This is a genomic window from Paenibacillus sp. FSL E2-0151, from assembly GCF_037993015.1.
GTDB lineage: Bacteria > Bacillota > Bacilli > Paenibacillales > Paenibacillaceae > Paenibacillus > Paenibacillus amylolyticus.
This window is the reverse complement of sequence record NZ_CP150308.1, coordinates 6676659-6702820: the sequence shown is the minus strand read 5'-3', so window position 1 is coordinate 6702820 and position 26162 is coordinate 6676659. Positions and strand designations below refer to the sequence as shown.

The 26162-nt window shown below is 45.2% G+C and carries 22 protein-coding genes; 18 read left to right on the top strand and 4 right to left on the bottom strand.

The features are described 5' to 3' along the window. Positions 1 to 29 precede the first annotated feature (29 nt). The 8 genes from MHI55_RS29685 (at position 30) to MHI55_RS29650 (ending at position 6710) form a co-directional block, all read left to right on the top strand. The gene (locus MHI55_RS29685; RefSeq protein ID WP_076251857.1) at positions 30 to 314 is read left to right on the top strand and encodes a YesK family protein; all 285 of its coding nucleotides are present in this window, start codon (positions 30 to 32) and stop codon (positions 312 to 314) included. A 113-nt stretch (positions 315 to 427) separates the two neighbouring features. After that, positions 428 to 589, top strand: a complete 162-nt coding sequence (locus MHI55_RS29680) for a hypothetical protein (RefSeq protein WP_017691697.1) — start codon at positions 428 to 430, stop codon at positions 587 to 589. Positions 590 to 687: 98 nt separating this feature from the next. Next, positions 688 to 2769: an ABC-F family ATP-binding cassette domain-containing protein gene (locus MHI55_RS29675; protein WP_076251855.1), complete on the top strand. Its 2082-nt coding sequence runs from the start codon at positions 688 to 690 to the stop codon at positions 2767 to 2769. 393 nt (positions 2770 to 3162) lie between these two features. Next, positions 3163 to 3630, top strand: a complete 468-nt coding sequence (locus MHI55_RS29670; protein ID WP_083684547.1) for a hypothetical protein — start codon at positions 3163 to 3165, stop codon at positions 3628 to 3630. Continuing rightward, positions 3630 to 3914, top strand: coding sequence for a hypothetical protein (locus MHI55_RS29665; protein WP_036671603.1), 285 nt, complete (start codon positions 3630 to 3632; stop codon positions 3912 to 3914). Before MHI55_RS29670 ends, MHI55_RS29665 begins: the two co-directional genes overlap by 1 nt. A gap of 4 nt (positions 3915 to 3918) precedes the next feature. Continuing rightward, positions 3919 to 5319, top strand: coding sequence for a glutathionylspermidine synthase family protein (locus MHI55_RS29660; protein WP_340387968.1), 1401 nt, complete (start codon positions 3919 to 3921; stop codon positions 5317 to 5319). Further along, on the top strand, positions 5301 to 5705 hold the full coding sequence (locus tag MHI55_RS29655; RefSeq protein WP_340387965.1) for a DUF350 domain-containing protein: 405 nt from the start codon (positions 5301 to 5303) through the stop codon (positions 5703 to 5705). The genes MHI55_RS29660 and MHI55_RS29655 overlap by 19 nt, the downstream gene beginning before the upstream one ends. A gap of 57 nt (positions 5706 to 5762) precedes the next feature. After that, the gene (locus MHI55_RS29650; protein WP_036671600.1) at positions 5763 to 6710 is read left to right on the top strand and encodes a nucleoside hydrolase; all 948 of its coding nucleotides are present in this window, start codon (positions 5763 to 5765) and stop codon (positions 6708 to 6710) included. A gap of 76 nt (positions 6711 to 6786) precedes the next feature. Here the strand turns inward: MHI55_RS29650 and MHI55_RS29645 are convergent, their stop codons facing one another. Beyond that, the gene (locus tag MHI55_RS29645) at positions 6787 to 7314 is read right to left on the bottom strand and encodes a heme-degrading domain-containing protein (RefSeq protein WP_340387963.1); all 528 of its coding nucleotides are present in this window, start codon (positions 7312 to 7314) and stop codon (positions 6787 to 6789) included. A gap of 178 nt (positions 7315 to 7492) precedes the next feature. On the opposite strand from MHI55_RS29645, the gene lspA reads away from it, so the two are divergent. The 10 genes from lspA to MHI55_RS29595 all read left to right on the top strand — a co-directional run bounded on the left by lspA (position 7493) and on the right by MHI55_RS29595 (position 19400). Beyond that, entirely contained in the window at positions 7493 to 7984 is a 492-nt protein-coding gene (gene lspA, locus MHI55_RS29640) for a signal peptidase II (RefSeq protein ID WP_036606631.1), read from the top strand. A 264-nt stretch (positions 7985 to 8248) separates the two neighbouring features. After that, positions 8249 to 9487, top strand: a complete 1239-nt coding sequence (locus MHI55_RS29635; RefSeq protein ID WP_340387961.1) for an extracellular solute-binding protein — start codon at positions 8249 to 8251, stop codon at positions 9485 to 9487. A 24-nt stretch (positions 9488 to 9511) separates the two neighbouring features. After that, positions 9512 to 10378 (top strand): sugar ABC transporter permease, encoded by an 867-nt coding sequence (locus MHI55_RS29630; RefSeq protein ID WP_036606633.1) that lies wholly within the window; start codon positions 9512 to 9514, stop codon positions 10376 to 10378. Continuing rightward, positions 10378 to 11205, top strand: a complete 828-nt coding sequence (locus MHI55_RS29625; RefSeq protein WP_036606635.1) for a carbohydrate ABC transporter permease — start codon at positions 10378 to 10380, stop codon at positions 11203 to 11205. The genes MHI55_RS29630 and MHI55_RS29625 overlap by 1 nt, the downstream gene beginning before the upstream one ends. Positions 11206 to 11763: 558 nt before the next feature. Further along, a complete protein-coding gene (locus tag MHI55_RS29620; RefSeq protein WP_340387959.1) occupies positions 11764 to 13536 on the top strand; it encodes a sensor histidine kinase in 1773 nt (590 codons plus the stop codon). Continuing rightward, positions 13526 to 14320: a response regulator gene (locus MHI55_RS29615; RefSeq protein ID WP_036671597.1), complete on the top strand. Its 795-nt coding sequence runs from the start codon at positions 13526 to 13528 to the stop codon at positions 14318 to 14320. The genes MHI55_RS29620 and MHI55_RS29615 overlap by 11 nt, the downstream gene beginning before the upstream one ends. A gap of 114 nt (positions 14321 to 14434) precedes the next feature. Beyond that, complete coding sequence (locus MHI55_RS29610) at positions 14435 to 15754, top strand: extracellular solute-binding protein (protein ID WP_076251841.1); 1320 nt, start codon at positions 14435 to 14437, stop codon at positions 15752 to 15754. A gap of 38 nt (positions 15755 to 15792) precedes the next feature. Then, complete coding sequence (locus tag MHI55_RS29605; protein WP_036606643.1) at positions 15793 to 16674, top strand: sugar ABC transporter permease; 882 nt, start codon at positions 15793 to 15795, stop codon at positions 16672 to 16674. A 216-nt stretch (positions 16675 to 16890) separates the two neighbouring features. Beyond that, positions 16891 to 17754 (top strand): carbohydrate ABC transporter permease, encoded by an 864-nt coding sequence (locus MHI55_RS29600; protein ID WP_047841074.1) that lies wholly within the window; start codon positions 16891 to 16893, stop codon positions 17752 to 17754. Between the two features lie 236 nt (positions 17755 to 17990). Then, positions 17991 to 19400 carry an MATE family efflux transporter gene (locus tag MHI55_RS29595; protein ID WP_076251839.1) on the top strand — a complete coding sequence of 470 codons (1410 nt, stop codon included), beginning with the start codon at positions 17991 to 17993 and terminating at the stop codon, positions 19398 to 19400. A gap of 281 nt (positions 19401 to 19681) precedes the next feature. Here the strand turns inward: MHI55_RS29595 and MHI55_RS29590 are convergent, their stop codons facing one another. The 3 genes from MHI55_RS29590 to MHI55_RS29580 all read right to left on the bottom strand — a co-directional run bounded on the left by MHI55_RS29590 (position 19682) and on the right by MHI55_RS29580 (position 26130). Next, a complete protein-coding gene (locus MHI55_RS29590) occupies positions 19682 to 21064 on the bottom strand; it encodes a lanthionine synthetase C family protein (RefSeq protein ID WP_076251837.1) in 1383 nt (460 codons plus the stop codon). Beyond that, positions 21061 to 22671 (bottom strand): ABC transporter ATP-binding protein, encoded by a 1611-nt coding sequence (locus MHI55_RS29585; RefSeq protein ID WP_340387957.1) that lies wholly within the window; start codon positions 22669 to 22671, stop codon positions 21061 to 21063. Before MHI55_RS29585 ends, MHI55_RS29590 begins: the two co-directional genes overlap by 4 nt. Positions 22672 to 22920: 249 nt before the next feature. Then, complete coding sequence (locus tag MHI55_RS29580; protein WP_083684541.1) at positions 22921 to 26130, bottom strand: lantibiotic dehydratase; 3210 nt, start codon at positions 26128 to 26130, stop codon at positions 22921 to 22923. Between the last annotated feature and the right edge of the window lie 32 nt (positions 26131 to 26162).

Below are 26162 nucleotides of genomic sequence, written 5' to 3'. Positions count from 1 at the left end.
AATCCATCCAGCAACAGGAGGGGAACCTTATGGAAGTACTGATCTTGTGGACATTGGGAATGTGGGCGGTGCTGCTGCTGATTGAATGGCTTATTTACCGATTGCAAGGACGGCGAATGACGTGGGTTCAATATATATTGCCATGTGTGGCCTTGCTCGGCGGTGCCGTTGTAATCATGATCAGCATCGATATTGGCGGGTGGAATGGCATCGGATATGCCCTGCTGGGCGCATCACTGGGTACCGCGGGAATGTTAACACTCATTACGGTAGCGATCAGGGATGTAATGCTTCGGCGACGGGGCAGGAATTAAGCGTAAGAATGAAACTACTGTACAGTATGATTGAATTGGGCGAAGGGATGGTTGCGGAAACGCATTCGTCTGTGATATATTGACATTAATTATGACAAGGGAGGTGAAGACAGGTGAATCACGAGATGCTTAACAACCGTATTAGCCAGCTGCCGATTGCTATGGCTGGCATTGTTCATACTTTTCTGACCAACGGGAGAAGTCTGTCCAATTTTGAATATACGGAAGTTAACATTTGCGAGAAGATGCCTGCCTTGACCTCTTTCGGACGATAAGCGATATTGCTTGAATTCTGAAGGGCCGCGGAGCTAACCTCCTGCGGCTCTTTTTGTGTTGCGGTCAGGATCTTCCATACCATAGGAGGAACCTTATTATGATAATGATTAGCGCGCAACAACTGACTCAATACCACGGAGCACATCTGGTGCTGGACGGCATTACGTTTGAAATTATGGAAGGTGACAAGGTCGCCCTGATTGGCCGCAACGGAAGCGGCAAGACCACACTTATGCGCCTGATGGCAAGACTGAACAAGCCGGATGAAGGGCAATTGATGATCAAGAAAGATACACGAATGGGATATGTGGCTCAGGTTCCAGAAGGATTGGATGACCATACCGTACTGGATGTACTGAGTCTTGGATTCAAGGAGCTTATGATATGTCGCACGCAAATGAAGGAAATGGAGCAACAGATGTCCGATCCGGCATGTGCAGCAGACCCTACTCAATTGGAGCGCCTACTGAAACGCTACGCGGCACTGCAAGACCAGTTCGAGCGTGAGGGTGGATACGAAATGGATGCCCGGATCGATCAGGTGGCGGACGGTTTGGATATCGCCAAGGCACACTATGGTTGGCGCTTTGGTTCCCTGTCTGGTGGGGAGCAGACTCGGGTGGTTCTGGCTTCACAGCTAATCGTAAGACCCGACCTGTTATTGCTGGATGAGCCGACAAACCATCTTGATCTGGAGCGGGTTGAGTGGCTGGAAGGATTTTTACGAGAATATCCCGGCACCATTGTCCTGATCTCGCATGATCGCTATTTTTTGGATCGGGTCGTGAATCGAACACTGGAGCTGGAGGATGGAGAAGCGGAAACATCTGCTGGCGGTTATACGGAATATATGAAAGTGAAGGAACAACGGCTGTTGCAGCAATTCGAGGAGTTCAAGGAGCAGCAGAAGGTTATCAAAAAAATGAAAGAAACGATCCGCCAGTTAGAGGAGTGGGGCCGAGTTGGTGGGAATGAAAAGTTCTTCAGACGGGCGGCTTCTATGCGTAAAGCCATCGAGCGGATGGAACAGGTGAAGCGTCCTGTACTGGAGCGCCGAAATGCCGAGTTCGATGTGCGTCCTACGGATCGAACGGGTAAACGGGTAGCGGTATTGGAACAGGTCGAGAAGAGCTATGGTGAGCGTGAAATCCTGCACGGGGTCTCGGGTCTGCTGGAATATGGAGATAAAATTGCACTCATTGGCCGCAATGGCTCCGGCAAGACGACACTGTTCAAGCTGTTGCTTGGTGACGAGCAGCCCAATGCGGGCAAGCTGGAGTGGGGGGCGCGTGTGGATGTCGGGTATCTGGCTCAACAGGAGGAACCTACGAATCCAAAGCTGAATGTGCTCGAATACTTCCGTCTAGAAGCAGGCGTGGAAGAGGGAGAGGCTCGCGGAATTCTGGCACGATATTTGTTCTATGGAGCGGATGTATTCCGCTCTGTCGGGCAATTATCTGGCGGGGAATGGACGCGTCTGCGTTTGGCTCTGCTGGTGCAACGTAAACCCAATGTACTGTTGCTCGATGAGCCAACCAACCATCTGGATATCGCATCGAGAGAAGCGCTGGAAGAGTCACTGGTTGATTTTGAAGGAACCGTACTTGCCATCTCGCATGATAGGTACTTCGTCAATCGCCTCGCTTCCCGTGTCTGGGAACTGGAGGACGGTCAGATGACCGCTTATCTGGGAGACTATGAGGCGTATCGTGAGAAGAAGCTTGATTTGCAAGCTCGTGCGGCGGCGACAACTCAGGCTACAGCAGGCGTGGGCGTTTCTTCTCGTGGGAACACCAAGTCAGAGATGAAGTCAGGTTTAACGTCCGCGCCCGGCGGGACTGCCAGATCAGGGAAGAAGCCAGGAGCAACCTCGACAATGAACGGATCCACTGTTGTAGCTGCCGGTGGAAGTCATGATCATAAAGCTTCTACTGAATCAGGTAAGGCGTTGACTCCTTCGGCAGCAACTGCATCGAAACATAGAAGTGGCAGTGGCAACCAACAATCTGCGGAGAAGCTGGAACAGACGTTGGCTCGTCTTGAGGCAGAGATTCAGGTGCTGGATCAACAGTTGGAAATGGTGCAGAACAATCCGCTTGAACTGGAACAAATCTGGAATGATCGCGAGCAATTGTCCGCTGAATATAATGATGTATTGGCACAGTGGGCTGAGTTATAAGTCAGAATGGCATGAGCATAAGATTAAAAAAAGTGCGGTCGGAGAGTCTTCTCCGGCCTTTTTGAACTGGATTACATACTAAAAGTAGAAAACAGTATGTTATTTCCTGCTTCGTTAATCGGAGAACGAAGGTAGCCAACATGTTCTTTATTACATGTCATGGTGAATAGAATCAATTTCATAAATCACTAAAAATGAAGTTTTGTAACTACACATAGACAAATTAAACCATTTTGATCTATGTCTAGCCTTGATTTGAAGCAGCTAAAGGTACTATGAAATTGATTCACTAGTGTAACTTTTTTCCTTCTGATGCGTTAAATACGTTTGTATGAATTGAAACGGCTCACCTAAGAGCTCGCAAAAAGGGAGGTTATCGGTATCTATTATTCATTGACGTATCGGAGTTGGTCGGATGATCGACAGGCGGAGACGGGGGTGCTGGAACAGGCTTCAGTCACACGAGATGAACTGTTCATGCGCAAACTGGTGGATGCCACCCTGGTGAAAAACAAACTCTGGGCGCATCTGTCCAATGAATGCCAGGATGGGCGGGAACATGCAGTATACGTGACGGCGTATGACCAACAGATGCCGGACGAGTACGGTGCAGCCATTGCGGATGCTGCGCTGGCGATGTGCAAAATGTCTTCCATGTATAGTGCAGAGTATATGTTGTGGAATGGAAGTTCATTTCAGGAATTGGAACTCACAGTATCCTCCACCTATACGATGGAGCTTGCCGAACAACTGCTGGACCATTACATGGTTCGCGGTGGCAAGACGTATGAGTTCCTGTATTCCGTGCTGGATGCGGATCGCAAGAAAGTGTTGTTTTATATGAAAGAGGTGGATCTGTGATGAGTGACCAAGAGCGGGGGCAAGCATCGAAACCCGGATCAAAAGCAAAGTTGGTTGCTTTCTCCCTGATGCTGGCGGTTCCTGCCGTGTTATCCGGTTGTGGTAGCAACAATGATGAATGTGACCCGGAGTATGATACCGGATGTGAATATGATTCCAGCAGTGGGCACTATTACTACGGTGGGTCGTCGTATCGAAGCAATAAGGACAGTAACAGCTCCTATAGCAAATCCAAGTCCAAATCAAGCGGCTTCGGTAGCTTCTTCCGCAGCTCGGGAGGATAACCGGATGAGGCAAGTGGTTCAACTACCGTTAAGTCACGAAGAGGTATTTCAGGGTGAAACGGAACAACAGATTCCATATCATCGAATGTACGGGAAGCAATATTGTGTGCCTGCATTGACGGTCTATTCTCCCTCGGAGATGCAGGAGCTGCGTGCGGCAGCCGAGGCGGTAGACGGCATTTACTGTAAAGTGATGCGATTTATCCAGCAATATATGCCGGATTCTTTTTTAGAGCATCAGTTGGGTATTCATCCGGGGCTTATCCCGGCGGCACGTATGGAGTTGGTAACTGGAGGCATTACCCGTCAGGACTGGATTATCGGAGAAGCTGGGCCCAAGTGTATTGAAAATAATACGGACACTCCAACGGGCATACCGGAGGCTGCTGCATTGGAAAATATCCTGGTCGGTCTTGCTGAGGATGCCGCGTTAACTGCGCCATCTGCCGAGATGGATACACGTATTCGGGAATGTTTCAAGATGTGGCTGGAATTCTATACAGAGCAGGGATTAAAGGGTCCGGTGACATTCACTTCTTTTGGCGAACATGTCGAAGACCGAACGAATACGGAATACCTGATGAGACGTTGTCAGGAAGCGGGATACGAGGTTTTCTATGCTCCACTTGAGGAACTGGAGATTGTTCCGGGAGAGGCGCTTTACCATAAGGGTCGGGAGATTAATCTACTGTATCGCCTTTATCCACTGGAGTATCTGATCGATGATCGAGATGAGACGACAGGGGTGGAGATTGGGGCTGCGCTGCTTGAACTTGTACGGGAGGGACGACTAGGCCTGATGAATCCGGTTCAGCATGTACTGATGCAGAGCAAAGGTTTCATGGCGGCAATCTGGTCGCTCTACGAGCGGAACGAGCAAACCCCGGAATATTGCGGGTTTACCCTCTTTGATGAAGCAGAGATGGACGTGATCTCCCAATATCTGCTGCCAACCTATTTTTCGGCGGAGCCTTTCGAGCTGAACGCCATGCCATATGTAGCCAAGAGCTATTGGGGGCGCGAAGGCAGAGGAACTCTTTTGCTGGATGGAGGAACGGACAATGCCTTTGGAAAGCAGGATATGGAGCATCCTCTTAACGAGGCGCTGGAATCCAATCTTGCATCTGGGTCAACAGACGAGGATGAAGAGATTACAGCGTATTACGAAAATCAGCCCAAAATCTATCAGCAGCTGGTTCCGATGGAACAGGTTGTGATCGAGACGGAAGCTGGAGCATACAGCGGTTATCTGCTTACAGGGGTGTTTGTTATCGGTGGGCGTTTGGCTGGGATGCTACCACGGGTCGGGGAGAAAGTAACCGGAGATATGGCCTATTATTGCGCGGCTACGGCTCGTGAACGGATGAATGATGAGGAGGAGAAGGAATGGAGAACTTGGGATTAAACCTCGTGAATATTGCGGTGGGTGTAGGCATTCTGCTGGTGGTATTGGTATGTGGATATTTCGCTTTTAGCAAATTGACCCGGTATAACGATAGTGAGGAAATCGCCAAAGGTAACGAAGCGGCGGGCATGTACATGGGTAGCAAATTATTGGGACTGTGTATTATTGTGGGCATGGTATCTTTCTCGACGCATTCGTGGTTGGATATGCTGCTGTGGTCGGCGTTTGGAATTATTGTGCTGTGCCTGGTCTATATTATATTTGATTTCCTGATTCCGAAGATGCGGGTGTGTGACGAAATTGCACGAGGCAATATGGCGGTAGCTCAGCTGCTGCGTTCGATTATCATCGGCGTTTCCATCGTCATTGGTACGTTTTTGATGTAAAATAAGACATAGTGTTTTATAGAATGTACTATTAAACGGAAGAAGGAGCGCGGCATCATGAGAAGAGTCATCATCGATACAGATACAGCAGGAGACGATACGATTGCGATCCTGACAGCATTGCATCACTTTCAGGTGGAGGGCATCACCATTACGGGCGGTAACGTACAATTCGACCAAGAGGTTGAAAATGCCCTGTACACGGTACAGGTTGCTGGACATGGCGGCAAGGTACCTGTGTATAAAGGTTGCGAGCGTCCGCTAATGGCCTACGGTAAAGCTCAGCACCGCACAGTGGAAGATGTGCATGGGGATGATGGTATGGGCGGCGCGCATTTCCCGAAGGCAGATCAGCGTCCCGAGAGCGGGCATGCGGTTGATTTTATCATTGAGAAGGTGCATGCACATCCAGGTGAAATTGAACTTCTGGCGATTGCCCCGCTGACGAATATTGCAATGGCGATCCAAAAGGACCCAACGATTATTCCGGAGATTGCTCACCTGTACATCATGGGCGGAACCAATAATGCACTTGGCAATATCACACCGGCGGCGGAGTATAACTTCTACGTGGACCCGGAAGCAGCGAAAATTGTACTGCATGCAGGCATTCCGATCACGATGGTTGGGTGGGAGATGTGCACGCAATATTCAGTGATGGACGATGACGATCATGCAGAGATTGCAGCTCTCGGTACATCGGGTGCCGATTTCTTCACTGCAATCAACAAAGTAGTTATGCAGTTCAACAAGTCGGTACATAAGCTGAATGGCACCACTCATCCCGATACGTTGCTAATGGCTGTTGCGGCAGATGAATCCATCATGACCAAGTCGGGTCAATATTATGTGGATGTGGAAGCTGCAGGAGAGTTGACACGTGGATACAGTGTGGTTGATATCAACGGACGTTTTGGCAAAGAGCCGAATGTACGTGTCTGTGAGGCGATTGATCGGCCCAAGTTCAAATCCATGCTGCTGGACGTTCTCTCGGCGATCCAATAAACGCAGGAATTTAACTACAGGAAAAAGAAGAAAATCCGTGCCTATCCCAGGTACGGATTTTTTTGCTCATTTTAATCTAACCTTGCTGCAACAAAAACGAGCGGATACCTGTCGTGACCAGATCATGGTCTTCCTCATCAGGCAAACCCGATACTGTAATGGTGCCGACCTGTCCCTCATTTTCCAGAATCAGCGGGAAAGCACCACCAGCCAGAACATAGTCCGATGCAGGCAGATTGAAGTCTTGCTCAAGTGTCTGGTTTTCGCTTCTCAACCGCAGGGCGGTATGCCAAGAACTGGAGGAGAAATGATTCACCACGTTGTTTTTGCGTCGAATCCAGTCTTCGTTGTCGGGATGAGTGCCTTCCATCGCATGCAAAAAGAGACGATGCCCCTCCAGGGTGATGTCGATGGTCACGGCTTGGGAACGACGCTTCGCTTCTTCAACCAGATGCAGGCCAAGGTTAAGTGCCATTTCAGAATCAAATGTGTCAAATACCAAGTCCTTTTCTTCCTGTTGCATTTCCTTTAATTTCTCTGTCGTGGTCAGGTTCAAATTACAGGCATCCCCTTTACGTATATGATTGATGTCTACATTCGACATGGATTGGTGTAGTCCCTTCTGGATGCAGTCTGAACGATGTTAGTGGACGTTATTTGCGTGGTTAAAGACCGTTCATTTGGAGACCGTACATCGGCTGTGTTAAAGTGAAGGGAACCTAATATACATAACTCTTAAAGTTAAAATAAGTTATTGCTACGTAGGCAGGAGGAGAAGCACGATGCTGTTTTATTTTGTAGCACTGCTGGTGACTTTGGTGGACCAGGGAACCAAGATTGCAGTGAGGATGTATATGGAAGTTGGCGACGTCATGAGACTGGGTAACTCAGGCATGCAGTTACAGCATTACGAGAACAGTGGAATGGCGGGCAGCATGTTTCAGGGAAATGCGCGTTTGTTTGGTGTGATTGCTGTTCTGTTCATAGCGGGCATGCTGTATTACCGGAGTAAAGGTGAGATTCGCGGTTTCTGGATGCAAGCTGGCGCGGGTTTTATGGTTGGCGGGGCGTTGGGAAATGCAATCGATCGATTTATCTATGCCCGGGTAACGGATTTCCTCGTATTTCCGTCAGGACGCGGGATTTTGAATCTCGCTGATGTCGCAATTAACATCGGTGTGGTCATGATTATCATTGGCATGTTGATTCGTGCATATCAGAGTTATCGGGCCAAGCGTTTACGTAATGCTTTGCCGAAAGCAGAACGTTCGTAATAGGTTGGATAAAAGCGTTACAGTGGCTGAATATAAGCTTATTAAATGAGGGACATTGGATATCATCCAGTGTCCTTTTTGTTATGCCTGATTCAGGTCATGGGAAGAACTGCCGTGATTCATTTTTACCGAAACCGTTTTAGAAATAATAAAGACGTATATTATCCATTCAGATTGAAGTCGGTTTGGAAGGATTAACCAAATGGTTATTTCACCATTTGGATGGGTAAATCTTTACGTATATTAAGCTGAGGGAGGTACAACATGAGAACAACGCTTACCAAGGCTCTCGGGACAATGTTGCTGTGTGGAATGATGGCTGTACTTTTATCTTCCTGTACCAGTGGAGATAGCGCGAATGGCAAAGTGCAGATTGAATTTTTCCAGAACAAGCCTGAAGCTAAAACAACCTTTGATGAATTAATTAAAACGTTTAATGCGGAGCATGACGATATCCAAGTGACACAGGTGAATCCGCCCGATGCGGAGACAGTACTGAAGACGCGTGTCGTCAAAAATGATATTCCGGATATTATGGCCATGGGGGCAACGGATACGTATTCGATCCTGGCCCAGAGTGATATTTTCACCGATCTGACGGACAGCTCATTACTCCAGACGATTGATCCGAACTACATACAAATGCTGAAGGATCTCACAGGTATGGACGAAGTGACAGGTATTCCTTACGCGACTAATGCAAACGGCATCATGTACAACAAAACGCTGTTTAAGGAAATGGGATTGGATGTGCCCAAGACGTGGGATGAACTCATTACGACCGCCCAAAAGATTAAGGATGCAGGTGAGATTCCATTTTATTTCACATACAAGGATGACTGGCAGACGAGCCTGCCGTTCAATGCACTGGCCTCCAATCTGGTCGGTATTGATTTCTACCAAGAGCGACGCGATAACAAAGTGACATTCAAGGAGAAGTACCGCGAGGTAGCTGAGAAGCAACTGGAACTCATGAAATACGGTCACGGCGATAACTTTGGTAAAGCTTATTCGGACGGTAACCGTGCCTTCGCTAACGGTGAAGCCTTTATGTACATCCAGGGAACCTGGGCCATCTCGGAGATTCGCAAAGCGAACCCGAATGTAGACATCGGTTTCTTCCCATTCCCTACGGGCAATGATGCGAGCGAGATCAAGCTGGTGAACGGGATCGACTCCCTGTTTACCATTGCGGCGGACACGCCTAATCGCGAGCAGGCAGAGACGTTTATTGCATTCCTGTTAAAGTCTGAAAATATCGGAAGGTACATTGATGAACAGACGCTGTTCTCTGCGGTAGAAGATGTGAAGCAGGATGATCCTGCCGTACAGGAATTGATGCCTTATATCGAGCAGGGCAAGGTTGTTGACTTTGCCGATCACTATATTCCGGCTGCCGTGCAGTTGAATTCCATCGTACAGTCCTTTTTGCAGAACCAAAACATCGACAACTATCTAGATACACTCGACAAAGAATGGGACAAGGTTGCCAATCGGCGCTAAGCCTTGTCTGAAGGAGGATGGAATATGAACAAGCGAATCGCACCTTATTACTGGATGACGGTTCCGGCGGTAGTATTGTTCTTTGTATTTATGACGCTGCCGGCCCTTCAGGGCATCTATTATTCATTTACGAATTATAACGGATTCGGGAAAGAATATGATTTTGTTGGTTTTAAAAACTATTTCAACTTGTTCCAAGATGACAATGTAGGCAATGCCTACTGGTTTACGTTCAAATTTGCGATCGTGGTGACGATCCTGACCAATATTCTGAGCTTACTCATTGCACTCGGGCTGAATGCCAAGATCAAGTTCCGTAACTTTTTCCGCGGCATCTACTTCCTGCCCAATATTCTGAGTGTACTGATCGTAGGTTACATATTTAACTACCTGTTCTCCAACGTATTCCCGATCTGGGGACAAAATCTGGGCATCAATGCGCTATCCACCAACATTCTCGGCAGCGAGAGTCTGGCTTGGATCGGTATCGTCATTGTTGCAGTATGGCAATCCGTGGCCCTGAATACGATTCTGTATTTGGCTGGTCTGCAAACGATACCAACAACACTGTACGAGGCATCCAACCTCGACGGTGCAGGAAAATGGCGTGAATTCTGGAGTATTACTTTCCCGCTTATTGCCCCATTCTTCACCATTAATATGGTGCTGGCGATGAAAAACTCACTTATGGTCTTCGACCAAATCGTAGCCTTGACCAACGGTGGTCCCGGGCGGGCGACGCAGTCCATCTCCCACTTGATCTACACCGGCGGATTTGAAGGCGGCGAATATGCATATCAATCTGCGAACTCGGTTATTTACTTCATCGTTATTGCGGTGATTTCAATTCTGCAAATCCGGTTCCTGCAAAGAAGGGAGATGGATCTGTAATGAGAAGCCGTACACGAATTAATTGGCTCGTTATGCTGCTTGTTGTGCTGGGTACCCTGTTTATCCTGTTCCCATTGTATATGACCGTTACAATAGCTTTGAAAAATCCGGAACAGATGGCCCAATCGGTCTTTGCCATTCCGACGACACTTCACTGGGAGAATTTCGCGAGAGCCATCGACATGACAAACTTCTTCCAATCTTTCCGTAACAGTGCAATCGTTACCGCATCCACCGTGCTTTTGACGTTGCTCAGTAACTCGATGGTGGCCTATGCGATTGCACGGAATATGGAGAAACGCAAGTTTTTCAAAGGACTCTATTATTACTTCGTCAGCGCCATGTTCATTCCGTTCCCGATCATCATGCTGCCGATCGTTAAGCTGACCGCATCGCTGGAGATGACGAACTTGGTAGGTCTGATCCTGCTGCACACGGTATATGGCCTGGCATTTAACGTATTTGTGTACGTTGGATACATCCGGTCCATTCCGGTAGCGCTGGAGGAAGCGGCGTTTGTGGATGGGGCGACAACTTGGGGCACGTTCTGGAAAATCATTTTCCCGCTCATGGCACCCATCAGTGCCACGGTTGGTATTCTGACATGCCTATCCACGTACAACGATTTCTTGCTGCCACTCATTATTATCAGTGATCCGGGACAGTACACGCTGCCGCTGGTACAGTATGTATTCCAAGGACAGTTCAATACTGAATTTAACCTTGCGTTTGCATCCTACCTGCTCGCGTTGCTTCCGATGATTATCATCTACCTGTTTGCGCAGAAGTGGATCATCAACGGGGTTACCCAAGGGTCCGTGAAATAACTGAAGATGTGTCACAGAGAAGGATATGTGTGAAGGGATATGAACAAAGAGAGGTGGACTTTAAAAGTCCCCTCTCTTTTTTTGATCCTTGTCATTTAACGTTTGGGAACTATTCGGGAGGATTGATTAACCTGTAAAACTATGCTATTTTTTAGTCGTTAGTTTAATCGGTAAACAAAGACTAAGAGAGAAGAAGAGTAAGGTTCATTTCTGCAAGCGCTTTAACTATATAAATGAACTAAACATTTACACGAGAACGGAGAGGGCAGAAATAACCTGAAAAAGCGGAGCTAAAGGCTTTCTGAAAGAAAGCTGCATCGGAAGCATATGCTTCGCCTTTATCACCGGATTTTCCCCTTTAAAAAGGGAATCAAAAAATCTGGGGATAACAGCGATTGGAAGGTTATTCTGTCATCGTAGTGGCTAGTGTAAATATTCTTTTGTTCATTTTATATAGAAGAACTGAATACGTAGATAAATCCGGCATCGTTTGTACCCAGTCTTCAAGAGCACGGGCGTAAGGTGGTGGGTTCTTTTACATGCCAAAAAGAGAGGAGAATGGGGAAGTTGCACGGGAAAAAAGGACATTTTAACTCACTTCGGAATCAGATTTTCATTGGTTTCGTTATGGTGATGCTTGTTGTTCTGCTGCTCGCAGGCATAACGGCTTATGATCGGGTAGCTGCCCTGCTGAAAAGCAATGCGGAGAAACATATTCATCAAACCGCTGTCCAAGCCAGTGGCAGATTGGATGCACTCATTGCACAAGTGAATTCGCTGACCGCCCAAGTGGCGGATGATTCATACGTGCAGCGTCTGCTTAGCGATGAGAAACAAGACAACCCGGCCACCTTTAATCAGCGCCAAGCTCTCTTGCAGATTGCAGGCAGTTATCAGTCTTTCATCAACGGAGCGCAGAGTATGGAGATATACACCACGGGTTATAACCGCATCTTTCCGATGGATGACCGATCCCTCGATCTCAGAGTGGAGCGCAACTGGATTAACCTGGCGGATGAAGGAAAAGGCAGACTGGTATGGGCAGGCGCTGACCCTGAAGATCCGGGTGTGCTTCTGGCTATTCGGCGGATTAACCTGCTGGATCATTCTTTTGAACATGGAGGTTATGTGGTGGTGCGGATGCAGCGCAGTTTTTTTCAACTCAATGATTCGAATGGGACAGATGGTTCGCAGGACTCTATCATGCTCTTGGATGGGGCAGGCGAAGTGGTGACTTCTGATCTGGAGATTAATCTCGATCCCAAAGCCATATTGGACAGCGGATCAGTCGTGCAGAACGGGGAGGAATCCTATATCGTCGTCAGGCAAAAATCGGAGTTAACGGGATGGACACTTGCTGTCCTGACCCCGCTGCGGGAGACAACGGAAGGTGTATCCATCCTGAGAACAGCGCTGCTCGTCTCGGGAATGATTGGTGTTGTTCTGTTCCTTATCATGTCCTTTTTTCTGTCCACAATGATTACACGTCCACTCATACGTCTGATGCGGGCCATGCGCAGTGCACAGCCGGGAGCAATGAGACCTAATCTAATGGTTAGCTCTACGATGGAGATCAATGAACTTAACAACGTATATAACCAGATGGTCTACAGGCAGAATGAATTGACCCGTGTGGTTCATGAGAAGGAAGTCATGCAGTCCCGGGCTGAGCTGAAGGCGTTGCAGTCTCAGATTAATCCCCATTTTTTATTCAACACACTGGAGGCATTCTATTGGTCCCTTGAGGAGAAGGGAGACGAGGAGATGGCACGTATGGTTGTGGCGATGTCCCGATTATTTCGTTATATCATCTCCAGTTCGCAGCAGGATGAATGGGTTACGATTGCCGACGAGCTGGAACACGCCGAGCGTTATCTTCAAATTATGCAGATGCGGTTGGGAGAGAGAATGCAATGGGAGATTCAGCTGAGTGATACGGTGCGTAAGGTCGCAATACCGAAACTGCTCATACAGCCCTTAGTGGAAAATGCGATTCTCCATGGGATTGAAAGTAAACTGGGACCGGGAAAGATAAGCGTCCATGTGGATGCTTCGACCGAGAAAAATCTGGTTCGCATTGAGGTTCGGGATGATGGTCCCGGTATGGACGAATTACGGCTTCAATCTGTCATTCATGCTTTACATGGCGGGCCCGCTGTATCTAACAAGGGTACAGGTGTAGGTCTAATCAACGTACATCGGCGACTTATGCTTTACTTTGGCAGCCAACTTGGCGAACGTTGCAAGCTTTCCATAACAAGTAAGGTTGGGGAAGGGACTGTCATTTGCTTTGAGATTCCCATGGGAACGGAGGGTGCATATGATTCATGACAAAACAATTCTTATCGTGGATGATGAACCGCGTACAAGAGAGGGTATTCGCAAAACACTGGAGGGATGGTCGGCAGGACGAAATCACATTCAGACTGCAGAAAGTGGCGTCGAGGCTGTGGAATGGCTCAAGAAAAAGCCGGCAGATCTGTTAATAACGGATGTTCGCATGCCGGAATTCTCTGGCTTGTCTCTGATTGAAGCCATTCAACATTTTTCGAACAAGCCTGTTGTCCTGATTATGTCGGGGCATGCCGATTTTCAGTACGCCCAGCAGGCCATTAAGCTGGGTGTTGTGGAGTATATGTTGAAACCGATTGATAAGGAACAATTGCTGCAGACCGTCGAAAAAGCCCTAAAGTTCAGCGAACAACAGCGACGTATTCAAACGATGCAAGAAATGGTTGACCCCAAGCTGCTGGATGTTAAGGAGCGAGGGGAACAAAGGCTCAATAGCCAGATCAGTGAAGCTTTGACCTATGTGGATGCTCATCTGGGTGAACATGTGACCATGCGTGAAATCGCTGATTTACTTCATCTCAACTCCAGTTACTTCAGCGTATTGTTCAAGGAACAGATCGGCATCAATTTTAGTGAATACCTTACCCGCAAACGCATTCAGCGCGCGAAGGAGTTGCTTGTGCAGACAACGATGCCAATCTCAGAGATTGCGGAACAGGTGGGTTATCAGACGGATAAGTATTTTATCACGGTATTTAAAAGTCTTGAGGGGCTTAGTCCAAGCAAATATCGGCATTCCCTATCTGAACGAAATAACAAATAACCTCAAAAAAGTGGAGTTTTTCCAAATTACTCTGGTCTTATAGGTGTGATAGGCCCGTGCTACAATTTGGTTAAAGCGGTTACATTAACCGAAAAAACCAAGGGGGTTGGAATAATGAGCAAAAAGACGATGGCCATTCTTCTGTCATGGACGCTGGTTCTCGCCGTAATTTTATCCGGATGTAACAGTTCAAGTTCGGATGAAGAGGGTGAATCAGGCAGCAACGGCACAGATGGGAAAGTAACCCTCAAGTTTATGCACCTCTGGCCAGCAGGCAGCTCCGCACAGCAAAACAAACTGGTCAACGATATCATCAAGCAGTATCAGACGGATCATCCCAATGTAACCATTAAGCAGGAAGTGCTGGAGAATGAACAATATAAGAACAAATTGAAAATTCTGTCGGCATCCAATGAACTTCCCGATGTTGGTGTAACTTGGGCTGCCGGATTTCTGGACCCTTATGTGAAGGGGAACCTGTTCGCACCGGTCGATGATCTGCTGAGTGACTCTCTGGGCGAGAAATTCATAGCCGGAACAACAGAAGCTTATGCCATAGACGGCAAAACATATGCGTTACCAATCGAGTTGAATATCTCCCCCATTTATTATAACAAAGCCATTTTTGCGAAATATAACTTGCAGCCGCCAGCAACGTACGATGAATTCCTGAGTGTGCTGAAGACATTGACAGAGAACGGTGAGGTTCCTATCGCACTGGGCAATAAAGACCGCTGGACCGGCTCACTCTGGTATATGTATCTGGCGAATCGGTTAGGTGGAGATGCACTGGAAAAGGCGATCAATGGCTCTGGCAAGTTTGATGATCCTGCGCTGACTCAAGCTGCTGCCGAGGTACAAAAACTGGTGGATATGAATGCCTTCAACAAAGGTTTCAACGGGTTGTCTAACGATGAGGGTAAATCCGAATTCATGAACGAAAAAGCTGCCATGTACCTGATGGGTACCTGGGAACTGCCAAACTTCACGACTAACCCGGACATCCCGCAGGAATTTAAGGACAAGATCGGATTTTTCAAATTCCCAACAATGGAAGATGGCAAGAGCGATATTAACAGCTGGGTAGGTGGTCCAGGCGTAGGACTGTTCGTGGCCCAGAACTCCAAAGTGAAGGAAGAAGCGCAGAAGTTTGTGCAATACTTTGTGGAAAAATGGGGTGAAAGTTCTGTAACTGAAGCAGGCGTCATCCCGGCTACCAAAGTGGATACAGCTGCAGTACAGCTGCCACAGCTTTACATTGACCTGCTCAACGAATTGAATCAGGCCAGCAGCCTTACACTCTTTGCAGATGTACAGATGAAACCGGCAGCCGCTCAGGCCCATCTCGACATGATTCAGGCGTTGTTTGGCAAAGCGGTAACACCGGAGGACTTTGTGAAGAATCATCAGGCTGCAATTGATAAAGGCAATTGACGTACACACGTTTGAACGCTTGAAGGGAGGATAATGTGATGGACAAAGTCATGTCCAACCGTCTCGTTGCTGCGTTGTACGTGCTTCCTGCACTGCTTCTGCTGCTGGTCTTGGTTTACATCCCGATCGTGCTCACCGGGTATTATGGGTTGATGCAATGGGACGGGATCGGTGCAATGACCTTTATTGGATTGGATAATTACGCCAGACTTCTTCAAGACGGAACATTCTGGCAGAGTGCGAACCATACCTTTTTGCTTGCTTTGTTCTCTGCGCTGAGTCTGATCGGTTATCTGATGATCGCTTTGGTGCTGTCAGGCAAGATCAAGGGGGCCAATCTGTTCCGCAAAATATATTTGATCCCGATGCTGCTGTCTTCGGTCGCGATCGCTCAGTTATGGCTGAAGATCTACCATCCCAGCAATGGTGTGCTGAACACCTTTCTGGAAGCGATCGGCTTCAGCAATCCGCCAGCTTGGCTGGCGGAGCCATCACTGGTGCTGTATGCATTGTTCGTACCGATTCTATGGCAGTATGCAGGCTTCTATATTTTGATCTATTATGCGGCCCTCAAAAATATTCCGGAATCTCTGGTGGAAGCAGCCCGGATTGATGGGGCAAGTCCTTGGCAGATCGCTTTTCGAATCAAGCTGCCCCTTATTACAGAAGTCATCAAGGTGACTGTGGTACTGGCAGTGGTGGGCTCACTCAAGTATTTTGACCTCATCTACGTGATGACCGATGGCGGACCAAATGGCTCCAGCGAAGTGATGGCCTCCTATATGTATCGTCAGGCGTTCCGTAGCTTCGACTTTGGTTACGGCAGTGCTGTAGGGTTCTTCCTGCTCTTGATCTGTCTGCTTGTTACCTGGCTGCTTCGTAAAGCGACAGCATCCAAAGATACGATCCAGTATTCCTGACGCTAGTTCGTGTCTGAAAACTCGCTGAAGTGCATCTTTTACCGCCTTTTCGCCCCCTGCTGCGTCACTTTCCCTTGACGTGCCCCGGCACGCCTGCGGAAAATTTCCTTGCTTGGAACGAAAATTCGGCAAAATCTGCCACCTTCGGAGTTTCCAGACACGCCCTAGTGAAATGAAAGGAGGTCCATCCCGGTGAAGACGGATACGGCCGTTAGATTGCCAACTTACCCGGGGACAAGCCGAGGTTCGGCATGGTTAAGGAGATTTGGCTATATTCTGCTGTATTTCCTCTTGTCCTTGGTAGCTTTGCTGCAAATTTTACCTTTGGTATGGCTGCTGTTATTTTCGCTTAAAAATAATCAGGAAGTATTCGACATGGCGCCTTTTTCCCTTCCTGCTACTCCGCGTTGGGAAAACTATGTCAAGGTATGGACAGAGGGAAATATCAGCTTGTACTTCTTCAACAGTGTATGGATTACGGTGGTCTCGGTGGTGGTCACTGTGCTGTTTGCCAGCCTGGTGACCTTTGCCATTACACGTATGCGCTGGAAGGGTCGTTCGCTGGTGCTGGGGCTATTTATGGTGGGTCTGATGATCCCTGTACACTCCACGTTGATCCCGCTGTTCAGCTTGTTCCTGAAGCTTCATCTCACAGATCATCCTTTGTCAGTCATCCTGTCTTATATTGCCTTTAATATGCCAATTACCATTATGATTCTACTTGGATTCTACTACGCGCTCCCCCGGGAAGTGGAAGAAGCCGCAGTGATGGATGGTTGCTCCGTGCATCGGATTTTCTTTCGGATTGTGCTGCCGATGACGTCTTCGGTCATTTCCACAACGGCGATCATTAACATGATCTATAACTGGAATGAATTCATCTTTGTTAATACGTTCATCAGTACAGATTCGTACAAAACCCTGACTGTTGGGGTACAGAACTTTATTGGACAATACACAACGGATTGGGGAGCCATTGGTGCAACGCTGATGATTAGCATTATGCCAATCCTGATTGCTTTTCTCATCTTGAGTAATCGAATTGTGGAGGGCATTGCTGCGGGTTCTGTTAAAGGTTAAAAGGTTAAGGGTCCAAGGTCCTTCCATTACTTGCTTAAAAGCGAGTTGGGAGGGGCCTTTTTTGTCTTCTGAAACCTCGGATAAGCTTACGGAAATGGGGCTTTATGAAAGCAGTGAAAATACCTATTTATGGAATTGCAAAAAACTTTCAACTATTTTCGCAAAACTACTGCATTTTCAAACCACCTGTGCTAACATACCCTAAGAATTAAAGCCCACATGGGAAAGGTGAGAAAATGACAGCAATATCCTCAACCAAAGAGTCCCTTCGTTCTGATGCCAAGGATCTGAATCTGATTCGACTTACATGGCCTATTTTCTTGGAACTCTTCTTATTTATGTTGATGGGGAGCGTGGATACGCTCATGCTCAGCTCGGTATCCGATAATGCGGTCTCCGGCGTTGGAGCAGCCAATCAGATTATTTCTATCGCTATCCTTGTATTGGAAGTCATTGGACATGGTGCTGCGATTGTAGTCGCACAATATATCGGATCCAAAAAGTTAAGTGAAGCAGCACAAGTTACGGGTAATGCGATCACACTGAATCTTATCGTAGGTCTGGTCCTGAGTGGAATCTTCCTTCTGTTCGGAGGACATTTGTTATCACTCCTGAACATTCAAGGCGAAATTTATGATTTTGCCCGTTCGTATATAAATATCGTCGGTGGCGGTATCTTCCTCCAGGCGCTCATTAATGCGCTGGCTGCGACGATTCGTACACATGGTTACACCAAAGAAACGATGTATGTTGCTGTATTCATGAACGTGATTCACGTTGTTGGTAACTATGCATTGATCTTTGGACACTTCGGCCTGCCGAAGCTTGGGGTGGAAGGGGCAGCGATCTCCACGGTGGGAAGCCGGTTTATCTGCCTGCTGATCTTCTTCTGGTTGTTGTATCGTGTGAGCGAGGTGCGGGTGGATTTTGAATACTACATTAAGTTGTCCAAGAAATTCATTGGCAAAATTCTGCGGATTGGCATTCCGTCTGCGATGGAATCGATGGTATATCATTCCTGCCAGCTCGTGTTCACGCTGTATGTGACCTATCTGGGCGCAGAAGCTATGGCAACCAAGCAGTATGCGGGTAATATCTCCAGCTATATCTACTTGTTCAGTATGGCAATTGGTATGGGGACATCGATCATTGTAGGTCGGCTTGTGGGTGCGCGGCGCAAAGACGATGCGTACAAACGTGTTTTTGACAGTGTAAAATGGGCCCTTCTGGCCACGGTTATCATTGATGTAATCATCATTTTTTTCCGTGTGCCGCTGATGAGCATATTTACGGATAATCCGGAAATTATCAAGCTGGGGGCTCAAGTGATTTTACTCAGTCTTTTGCTCGAAACCGGGCGTACCTGCAATATAGTGATCATTGGTTCCCTGCGTGCGGCAGGGGATGCAAAGTTCCCGGTGTACATGGGTCTGATCTCCATGGTCTGCATGAGTCTGCCATTGGGGTACCTGCTCATATTCAAGCTTCATCTGGGGCTCGCTGGTGTGTGGCTTGCCATTGCGGCGGATGAGTGGACCCGCGCGGTCATTATGTACTTCCGCTGGAAGAGTAGAGCTTGGGAGAAACATGAACTGGTGGAGCATGATGATGAAGAGACCGTTCCTCAGACTGTTCCTGCCGTTTAGGACAGCGAACACTAAAATTATCGATCAATCATCACTGAGAAAGGGAGCAACGATCCTTTGCTCGTTTTTTTGTTGAGCCAAGGATCAAGCTTCAATTTCCAAAATAATGACCAAAACGCGCAGTGTTACTTCCTATCCGAACAACGGAGAGCCGGTCCCGAGGTAACCGAATAAAGGCCGCTACGTTGCTTGGATAGTAGCGGTAACTAATTGTATTGCAGAGCTTGATGATAATGAATCGTGGATGCGTCTAGGGTCAGTAAATGATCGTTTTTTTTAATTTATTTTATCAATAATACTTGATCCCATTCAGGACTTTTATCCGATAATAATGATGCCAAGACCAGAGAGACCCCAGCTGCTCCGTTTAAAAGGCCTGCTTCATCAATATATTGAAGTTTATTATCAATCCAGTTTATGTCGCAATATCCAAATATAGAGTCCGGCTTGTAGAAATCTAGAGTCTTTTCTACAAGGCGGTCACGCATCATTCTTAAACGTTCTTCTCCGGTTTCAGAGTACATCCGTTGGATGAGTAGAAGCCAACCTGAAAGGCCATGACAAACGGTTGGTGAGATTAGCCCTCCGTCCATCTCTATGCGTTTTTCCATATCCAGATATGATTCAAGTGCAAGATTAGATAATTCTTTATTTTCCAAAGCATTGCCTGCCAACCATATTGCACGTGCAATTCCAGGAGTTCCGTAGCACCACGAATCTCTTGGATGCATTTTATTTTCAACATGCAGATGACCTAATTTCCATTCTTCATAAGAAACCCTGCCAGGCCAGTATATTCCATCTTCACCATTGACCTTCCACTGAACAAGCCAATCAGTTAGTTTACTTAATTGATCCTTAAAGGGTTCGGCAGGTAGTCCTTTAAGGATCGCAATGCTCATAAGTGCAATGGGCCCTGCTATTCCATGGGAAAGTCCTAAATTGAAGTTTCCAGAAGGATACTGATTTGTCTCACTAGCATGAAATTGGCTCCGAGCAGAAATATGCCATCCTGGGACGGTTTCTTCTCCTATTTCCTTTTTTGCACAATATAATTTGAACCAATTTACAATCTGTTCCCATACCTTTTTCATTCCCGGGCGATCATAATATGATAAAATAACTCTTCCAAGCCCACTTAGACCAAGAATCGTATCATAATCTCCTATTTTTAAATCAGTACTTCCCCAATTTTCAACTAGTTCATCAACTTTTTTAATTGCTAGTTCTTCCATCCAAGTTGCAATACCTTCTGTCATTGACTGGTAACGGGTGCCTCTCCGGGATAGGGAACGTATGGCCATTAGAACACCAGGCAATCCGCCGTATAATGACAAATCATGCAACCCCGTTTGTTCAAGCTTATTCTGCAATTCCTTTAAATACTGATGCCCTACATAATCCCAACCAGCATCCGGTTGGAGATAATCCAATTCACCCATTAATAGACAAATTCCGGAATGTCCGTTACTTAGACTTTCTTCCGTCCACCGTTCTACTTCGAATCCATCAACTGCTAATATAGAATTTTGAGATTTCATTGAAATTTCGCTTGGAGTTTTATATCTGTTTGCAACAGACGCCAAAGTGCTTGCAACGTTGTTTCTTAAGTCGCCTTCTAAGCCCAACCATCTATCCAGATTAGGGTTTATTACAATACTCAATGCTGATATACCTCCTCAATGTTGTTTTCCTGAAAGGTCTTAGCTTGTATACGATACATCTCTGCATACGTACCATTATCATTAAGCAATTTCTCGTGTGTTCCCTGTTCGATAATCTCACCGTTCTCCATGACAATTATTTGATGAGCAAGGCGTGCAGAAGATAGCCGATGCGTAATGAATACACCGATCTTATCTTTCATTAAATCAAGAAATAACTCCAACAAATCTCGTTCTGCAACCGGGTCCAAAAACGCGCTAGGTTCATCTAAAATGTATAAATCGGCATTACGCATGAAAGCTCTGGCTATGGCTAACCTCTGCCATTGACCACCAGATAATTGCTGACCTTCTTCAAACCATTTACCCAACTGCGTATCAAGGCCTTGGGGCAAAGAATGGATTACATCATCAATAGATGCGTACTTGGCTGCATTTAGTATCATTTCGTCTTGGTCCAACTGATCCAATGAACCAAAACCTATGTTGCTTCTGGCGGACATTTCATAATGAACGAAATCTTGAAAAACAGTACCGATTTTTTTTTGATACATATTCAGATCATAATCGGTTATGTTTTTTCCGTTTATGATAATTTCACCTTCGTAATTGTCATAAAGTTGCATTAATACTTTCATTAACGTTGTTTTTCCCGATCCGTTTTTCCCAACTATTGCTATGGTCTGCCCCCTTCGTAACGATAAGGAAATGTTCTTCAACGCTATCTTGTCATTCCCAGTGTACTGAAAAGAAACATTCTTGAGTTCTAGGTGTTCTAAGCTAAAATCAGATTTTTTGTTTTGCAGAGAAGATCGAGCAACAGGGTCAGATGTTGGTAACTCAAAGAACAGGAACAATTGCTCCATATAGAGATGATTTTGGGAAAATTGCAATAAACTCCTCATTATGGATTGTATCTGACTTTGTGTAAGTACTATTGCCTGAATATACCCGTACAAACTGCCAATCATCAAGGTACTTAACAAAGTTTCTTGAATGACAAACCAAACCAACCAAAGCATTACTGCAAGCTCGAAAAAATTGTAAATAAATGTGTGTTTAGTTAGCTTTCCTAACATTCTCTTGTCTACTTTATAAAAGCTTTCGAGCAATTCAGAGTAACGGTTGAGTAAATGACTGCTCAATTGAAAAACCTTAACTTCCTTAACTGCTCGATCATTTGTAAGCAAATGCGTCAGATACCATGATTGACGATATAAAGGGGTCCTTTTCATATAGATATCGAATTGTTGTTTGTTTAATTTGAATAAAGAATACAGTGATGTCAAAGAGACTACGAGAATGATCGGTACAGTCCACCATTTCCATAGAAACAACCAAGTTGAAGATGAAATTACAGTGATAAGACCAGAGATAATACCTGCTAATTGGCTATATAGCTGATATGGCCGAAATGCTGCTTCCTGAGTTGCACGTTTTAATTGATCGTTGATAGACGAATTTTCGAAGTCAGCAAGTCCAAGTTGTGTTGATTTTTTCCCGATCATGATATTCAAAGACTTCGCTAATGATGCTTCTAAATTCCCCTCCACATAGGTTTGTCCTGAATTAATGATTAATTTTACTGCGTACACAATAACAAACAAGATAAAAGGTAAGCGTACTAGATCCGCTCCATGCATCAAAGAATATGAAATCCCATTCAACATATTCTGCATTACAACCAAACTAAAAAAGGGAATCAAACCTTGCAGGATATGCAATATTGCACTAATTATGAACAATACTTTATTAGTCTGAAAAATTAGTGAAAATAACTTCATGCTGCTTTTCGCTGAATTCCACATAATGACTCCATTTTCCGTTTATAAATTTTTTGTTTACAAAAAAAAAAATCATATCCTGCTCAAATTTTCTGTTCTTTTTCTTTTATGGTATTGTATCAAGCTGTTCATCGCATGGCGTGTCAATATCATTATTTTCTGTTCCAGCTTTCGATCAGTTCCAACTAGTCGATTCAAGTGCATGTGAATAATGCTAAACACGATGTCATCTTTGCTATTTGTCAATGAAACTTCTGAACGATGTTGCTCCAGCTTTTGATAGTATGTTAAACAGCTGTTTGCTCTTGCTTCGAAAACTGGCAATAATTCTTGTGAAAAGTTTCCTGAAGCAGAGGTTTGGGAAGCATTCAAACAAAAAAAAGTATTAAGCATATCCATATATGTGATGCGTATCTTACGAAAATCTTGAAGGTAATCTTTAACATCAAACTTTTCATTTAAAGTTTCGAAACATTCACTTTTGTTGTACCCTAAATGAGTAAGAAGATGAATTACACTAAGTACACCTATTTGTTCAATCTCAAGCTCACGTCTCTCGAAACGGTTTAGACGAATTAATCCAGCCACCACATAACTATCTTCGGAGAACAGAGATTCTGCTAACTTCATTAACTCAATTCCGCCATATCTTTCTATTTCAGGTTCATAAGTTTCTAAGGTGAATTTTGTTATATAACCATCCTTAAACCACTCGTCACTCCATTTTTGAAATAATTGAGCGAATAGCTGAGATTTATCATTGGATTTAAACTTGAACCTTACCCTAACATGCGGATCAGGATCGGCGTAGCGTATAAAATAAGCTTGTTCTATTAAACCAGTATCTTTAGCTTCGTTCACACATTCCTCCCAATAAAGAGCAAGGAATTCATTTTGTCTGCTATCCAATCCATATAATTTAGCATAAAACCACTCATTGCCAGGAAGATAGATATCTTTCTCTAAACCCCCTCTGTCCGATAGCGTTTTGAAAGGGAAAAGGAATGAACTGCCTTTCGGCATAGCATCATCTATAATGAGTGGAAACACAAATTCAGCAGCTAAACAACCATCACTACGATTGATAGGCGAATTTTCAAATCCACCGACGTGTTCGATTAAATTGATATGTCGTGTTGTTTTTAAATTTTTTAATAATTCATTTAGATGTAGCGGATGGTCCAAATCCAGCAAAATGCGATAATCTGAATCAATTAAATAAACATATCTTGGAACATTCCATTCACTCAAGAATATTAAAACCCAATTTTTTAATTTATCTGCATTAATACTTTCTTTTAGATTACTAATTGGGTAACGAAGACTCCATTTTGCGGGAGACAACACAATTTTTTTGTATTGAATTCGTGGCATAAATGGAGCATGCATCAAATACCCAAAGTCTGGGGCGGACCATTGATCAAATCTCATCAAGCCAACCTCCATCAGGAATCTATAGATGTTCGGCGCATGATGATAATTGAACATATGACCTGCGATTGGAATTACTTCTTTGTTTTGGGATACGGACCTAATATATAACCTTCCTTCTCTCGCACCTACGACAAGATCAGACATAGCTATGATTTGTTCGTTTGGAGTTATCGAACCATGACTAAGCGAAAGTTCATGGTCACGGTAGTTCTTCGTAAGCATTACATTCGCAGATTTACCCGAAGTGGGAAGAAAAGATGTTTCCGCCCACATTACATCAGGGTACAAGTCCTTTTCCTTTTTTGAAATCAGTGTTAAATCTTTTTGGAGATTGGGTTCAAGGATATCTAAAAAACGACCAAAAGTTTTCCCCGCTCCGTTTGAACCAGGATTGGGCGCCAACACCAGTTTGTACTCCCCACGATCAAGACTGTTTTGATCCATCGTGTGAAGGGAAAAATACAATTCCATAGATGGTAACGGTGGCAATTGGGCATCATTGAATTCTTCCAGTTGTTGTATAACGTTTTCATCCAACTCCACTGTATGTTGGCCTTTATGTATTGCAGATACCAACAGTTCCATAAATAATTGTTCCTGTTTCATTTTACCCTGAGAATCCCTGCGCTTTAACGCATATGAGTTCTTACGATTTTCAGGATAACGGTACGTCGCTGGAGCACCCAATCCAAGCTCATCATCAATCAATTCTAAAACGGGGACTTCTTTATGATCGCCATACTTTTCTAAAAAATCTTCTACATACTTTTTCAGGTGCTCTTCTGAATAGTGTGAAAGCATATTAAGTATGTATGCTGCCTCTTCCACGTCCTTGCGAATATGCTCATTGAGTCTGATAGACTGATCTGCAAGTGACAAATCAACTTGCATAGTGGGTGTCTCCATCGGAATTAGATCATTCGTCAGTCTACTAAGTTGTTCGAAAGTCTCTACCCCTTTTCCAACAGCAGTCTCGTTATAAAACATTATTGTTTCGTGAATCTCATACAATTTTTTTCCGATATCATTTACTCCCTGCAGCCCATCCACAAGGCTGAAAACATGGTGGAATGGATCTTTATCTACAGTGGATGGTCGCAGTTCAGTAAGGAGGAACTCTTCTTTTATGAGTTGTTGCAGGTAATTATTGATAATTTCGCGGTCTGTTCCCGGAAACTCCAGCTCCATTTGGTTTAATACCTTGGAAAACTTTTGGGGTGTAGACAAATAATTCATAATCCAGTCAAATACAATGGTCGCCTTAACAGAAATGCTATCATTTGCTCCACTCTTCATTTTCCCATATCTCGTTAAGAAGGGTAGCTTAGCCCTATTACCTTGTTTATATATTAATGCATTTGGGTAAATAGTTAGTTGTTCCAATATCTGTGGATCGTTTTCGAGTTGTTCTATTAGTTTGAGAATCCATCCCATATCAGGTCGTGCTCGTTTACGATAATGAGATATCTCCTTAATATCAAGTTGAGATTCGGCTGAGAACCTTCCAACAGTAATGCCTGAGAATAATCCAAAAGGGGTAGGTCTACTCATCATCCGGATTACATACTTCATTACGCTTGATACAACTTGCGCTTCAGTCACATTAGGCTTATTGTTGAATTCATCAATTTTAGAAAGTGATCTGTATAGGCTAGGGCTTGCAACAAGGATCGCTTCCCTGATCTCAGGTTTACGAGATAGTTTTATCAAATTTTCCAAAGAATAACTAGCAACATTCTCAATAAGAGAATGTTGCTCGGGGAAACAAGAAAAAAATTCATTTAAGGGTAAAACTGGAGTTCTCAACATGAAAAAATCCAGAGTTTTATACGAATAACGTTTCATCATATTCTCCTCCCACTAGATACCAGACATGAGAA

Excerpts from the sequence above, each read along its gene's own strand:
- MHI55_RS29685 (WP_076251857.1), top strand. The coding sequence starts at position 30 with ATGGAAGTACTGATCTTGTGGACATTGGGAATGTGGGCGGTGCTGCTG.
- MHI55_RS29675 (WP_076251855.1), top strand. The coding sequence starts at position 688 with ATGATAATGATTAGCGCGCAACAACTGACTCAATACCACGGAGCACAT.
- MHI55_RS29665 (WP_036671603.1), top strand. The coding sequence starts at position 3,630 with ATGAGTGACCAAGAGCGGGGGCAAGCATCGAAACCCGGATCAAAAGCA.
- MHI55_RS29660 (WP_340387968.1), top strand. The coding sequence starts at position 3,919 with ATGAGGCAAGTGGTTCAACTACCGTTAAGTCACGAAGAGGTATTTCAG.
- MHI55_RS29655 (WP_340387965.1), top strand. The coding sequence starts at position 5,301 with ATGGAGAACTTGGGATTAAACCTCGTGAATATTGCGGTGGGTGTAGGC.
- MHI55_RS29650 (WP_036671600.1), top strand. The coding sequence starts at position 5,763 with ATGAGAAGAGTCATCATCGATACAGATACAGCAGGAGACGATACGATT.
- MHI55_RS29645 (WP_340387963.1), bottom strand. The coding sequence starts at position 7,314 with ATGTCGAATGTAGACATCAATCATATACGTAAAGGGGATGCCTGTAAT.
- lspA (WP_036606631.1), top strand. The coding sequence starts at position 7,493 with ATGCTGTTTTATTTTGTAGCACTGCTGGTGACTTTGGTGGACCAGGGA.
- MHI55_RS29635 (WP_340387961.1), top strand. The coding sequence starts at position 8,249 with ATGAGAACAACGCTTACCAAGGCTCTCGGGACAATGTTGCTGTGTGGA.
- MHI55_RS29630 (WP_036606633.1), top strand. The coding sequence starts at position 9,512 with ATGAACAAGCGAATCGCACCTTATTACTGGATGACGGTTCCGGCGGTA.
- MHI55_RS29625 (WP_036606635.1), top strand. The coding sequence starts at position 10,378 with ATGAGAAGCCGTACACGAATTAATTGGCTCGTTATGCTGCTTGTTGTG.
- MHI55_RS29620 (WP_340387959.1), top strand. The coding sequence starts at position 11,764 with ATGGGGAAGTTGCACGGGAAAAAAGGACATTTTAACTCACTTCGGAAT.
- MHI55_RS29615 (WP_036671597.1), top strand. The coding sequence starts at position 13,526 with ATGATTCATGACAAAACAATTCTTATCGTGGATGATGAACCGCGTACA.
- MHI55_RS29610 (WP_076251841.1), top strand. The coding sequence starts at position 14,435 with ATGAGCAAAAAGACGATGGCCATTCTTCTGTCATGGACGCTGGTTCTC.
- MHI55_RS29605 (WP_036606643.1), top strand. The coding sequence starts at position 15,793 with ATGGACAAAGTCATGTCCAACCGTCTCGTTGCTGCGTTGTACGTGCTT.
- MHI55_RS29595 (WP_076251839.1), top strand. The coding sequence starts at position 17,991 with ATGACAGCAATATCCTCAACCAAAGAGTCCCTTCGTTCTGATGCCAAG.
- MHI55_RS29580 (WP_083684541.1), bottom strand. The coding sequence starts at position 26,130 with ATGATGAAACGTTATTCGTATAAAACTCTGGATTTTTTCATGTTGAGA.